This is a genomic window from Escherichia sp. MOD1-EC6300, assembly GCF_002965045.1.
GTDB lineage: Bacteria > Pseudomonadota > Gammaproteobacteria > Enterobacterales > Enterobacteriaceae > Escherichia > Escherichia coli_F.
Genome location: NZ_PTRH01000037.1, coordinates 1 through 2,995, shown reverse-complemented (window position 1 = coordinate 2,995; position 2,995 = coordinate 1). Strand labels below are relative to the sequence as shown.

The 2,995-nt window shown below is 48.3% G+C and carries 2 protein-coding genes and 2 pseudogenes; all 4 read right to left on the bottom strand.

The annotated features are described in order from the left end of the window. Positions 1–388, bottom strand: a pseudogene (locus BGE37_RS24595) (ISAs1 family transposase); the annotation flags it as partial. A gap of 143 nt (positions 389–531) precedes the next feature. Next, a pseudogene (locus BGE37_RS25875) lies at positions 532–618 on the bottom strand (hypothetical protein); the annotation flags it as partial. Positions 619–694: 76 nt separating this feature from the next. Further along, positions 695–1,144 carry a hypothetical protein gene (locus tag BGE37_RS24590; protein WP_001605072.1) on the bottom strand — a complete coding sequence of 150 codons (450 nt, stop codon included), beginning with the start codon at positions 1,142–1,144 and terminating at the stop codon, positions 695–697. A 12-nt stretch (positions 1,145–1,156) separates the two neighbouring features. Next, a partial coding sequence (locus BGE37_RS24585; protein WP_198598478.1) for an RHS repeat domain-containing protein occupies positions 1,157–2,995 on the bottom strand: 1,839 nt, incomplete at its 5' end.

The following is a 2,995-nucleotide window of genomic DNA, read 5'->3' as shown; positions in this document are numbered from 1 at the left end:
TAATGACATGAATCGCTCCCCTGCGGCGACTCTTGTCATAAGAGTGCCGGAGCGTTTTTCCATCAATTGCAATGACGTCTTTATCATCTGAAGAATGGCAGTCACGCATCCAGTTAATAAAGCACTCATGAAATTTTGCAGGACTGATACAGGATACAACTTTGGCAATGATATCGTGAACAGGAATACCATTTTCAAAATCACCATATCACTTCAAAAAATCGAGATGTGTTTCCCAAAAATTCGCTATATTTTCCTATCCTTCTGCACCAAAAATAACGGCACAAATAGCCAACAGTAGAATATCCGATAATTTATGCTCCACTTTCCAGGCTTGTCTGTAATCGGGGATAACAGAAATATGTTCCATCAATTTTTTAAGTACCATTTTGTTCTCCTTAATTATGTAAGGAGTATTTGATCATGTATAAGCAATAAAAAACAGCTTCAGGTAATGAGGAATATCTCAATTTTTAAACATAAAATGCGAATTGTTTAGTACAAAAAGTGTACTTCTGATGATCTTTCCCTGCCTATCAGCCCCCCTGCTGAACCCTGCACAATATCCAGTCCCTTGCGGGTCATGTCACCCTGCCGCGCCGCCGGTTTTCCGCTCATGGTTTATTCCTTTTCTTTTACCTTACATGTCCATACAAATAGTTACCTATACTGTCTTTGAATATTGCCCTACCATTTAAAGCCCACCTATTTCTTGCGACAGAAAAGGGATTTCTTTTTTAATCCAATCTATCATTTCATTTTTTTCAAAACATACGTTAATGCCATTCACACTGCCACATTCACCAAAACCATCAAAATAAATTTCACATTTATTATTTTTATTCGAAACAATGTCAACCCCCCATCTTATATCGTTATTCTCCTCCTTCCTGAAATACTTCATTTGCAATAAATCAATTATCTCACCAGCATAAAAATCGCTAACCCCATTCACCACCACTTTATGTTTGTATATTCTCTTGAGACCTTCCTTGCTAAGCGGGGTTAAGGTGGTAACATATGCTGGAAGATTAATTATTTCTATCGTTTTCACACTATCTATTCCACACAATTCATTCACTCGCCCCATCCCCAATACCGAAGCAGAAAATAGAGACAATAAAACCATCAAATATTTCATCATAAAAAAATCTCACTATTCTGGCGTGCCATTTATTGTTGCCGTCTGCGTTGGTGTATTCACACGATAATACACTCCATTATATGCTGTTCTGGTACACTCACCTAAAGTTTTCGCCGCATGCTGTTCAATTAAAGTGATAACTCTCGCCTCTTCTTTATTTTTATATTGTTCATCCGCACGTCTCACAAGCCCCATATAACCATCCTTATCAATAAGATATAAGTGCGCATGAGCAAACTCATGCCCCAAACCTAATGCAGGTGATTGTGATTTCGATTTTAAATCAGTTGAACAAAATAAAGCCGCCTTACCATTCCAATATATAGTCATTTTATCCGGGTCAAATCTAACGTCGGTTTCATCAATATACTCTATCTTTATGGTTTCTTCAGAGCTTGATAAAAAATCTATAGCTTCTTTCATTCGTGAATCTTGTTTTAAATACTCAACAGCCTGATTAAAATCACTTGGATCACCGTTAACATGGAATTTTAAACCCAAAGAATCTATAAACCGAACAGGGTTTAATGGATATTTATACAGATTCCATTCACCTCTTAGCCCGATTGGATCCTGGGTGATATACCTCCCCTGTAGCGGGTCATAGTACCGGTTCCGGTTATAATACAGCCCCGACTCCTCATCGTGTTGCTGCCCTGGCAGACGGTACGGCTGGTGCATGTGATGCGAGTTTTCCTCATTCAGCAGGTTTCCCCACTCATCATACTCCCCGCTCCACGCCGTATTGCCGTCTTCGCTGATGAGCGCCAGCGGCAGGCCCCGGTGGTCGCAGTGATACAGATGCAGCGTGCGTGCCGGTGTGTATTCCGGCTCCACCTGTCTGGCCAGTTGCTCCACCGTCAGCCCGCACTGCGCAAGCCACGCCCGGCTTTCACTGCTCACGCGGTCTGCCCGGATTTCTTCCTCCAGCCTGTCCAGCATCCTCACAAGTTCTGCCGGGAACACCACACCGTGCCCGTCCTCACTCCCTTCCTGCTGCAGCTTCTCCGCCAGGCTCCGGCGCTGCGCTTTCTCCCGCTCGCCGTTCTCTGTTTCGATGCGGATGAGCGGCGTGAAGCTCCCAGGCTGGTAGACCGTCTGGATACGTGTGGTGTCGGTCTGTACCGTCGTCAGCCGGTCACCGTCCCACCCGTACCACGTTACCTCCGGTTTACGCGACAGCGACATCCACCCCGTCAGGTCACGCTCCCGCCGCCATACCCGTTTCGCCATTCGCCGTCCCAGCGGGTCGTAGAGGTAGCGGCTCTCGACCAGTGGCTCGCCATGCTGTATCCGCGTGTAGAACACCAGGCGGTGCTGGCTGTCGTAGTGGTAGTGGTGGGTCCGCTCGTCGTCCGTCCGTATCACACCCGCCGGGATGCGGTCCGTCTTCTCCGTCAGCCTGCCGTATTCATCGTGGCGGTAGACATAGTGCGCATCCTCCGCGATGCGGTTATCCGGCCACACTGTGAGTGTACTGTCCGGGTGCAGCTCCGGGTCCGGCAGCCGGTTGCCCGCCGGGTCCGTGGCATACGGGATGCGGATGTCCAGGTCCGGTGCGAGGGTGCGCACGCTCTCCAGCCTGCCCGTGGCACTGTAGCCGTATTCCCGCGTCTGTCGCGGGCCGCTGATGCGCACCAGGTCGCCGTTGTCATTCCACCCGTAGTCACGGTCATACACCAGGCTGTTCAGGTGCTGACTCTGTAACTGACCTGCGGGGGTGTATGTGCTGGTCAGTTCGTATGCGGAATTACTGCCTGCCATGCTGCCGAAGCTGCGCACCGTCTCACGGTGCAGCCTGTCCCGCGTATACTCGACCAGCGGCGTCCCGCCCAGCTTCATTCCCGCCAG

Coding starts and splice junctions, on each gene's coding strand:
- BGE37_RS24590 (WP_001605072.1), bottom strand. CDS start 1,144: ATGATGAAATATTTGATGGTTTTATTGTCTCTATTTTCTGCTTCGGTA.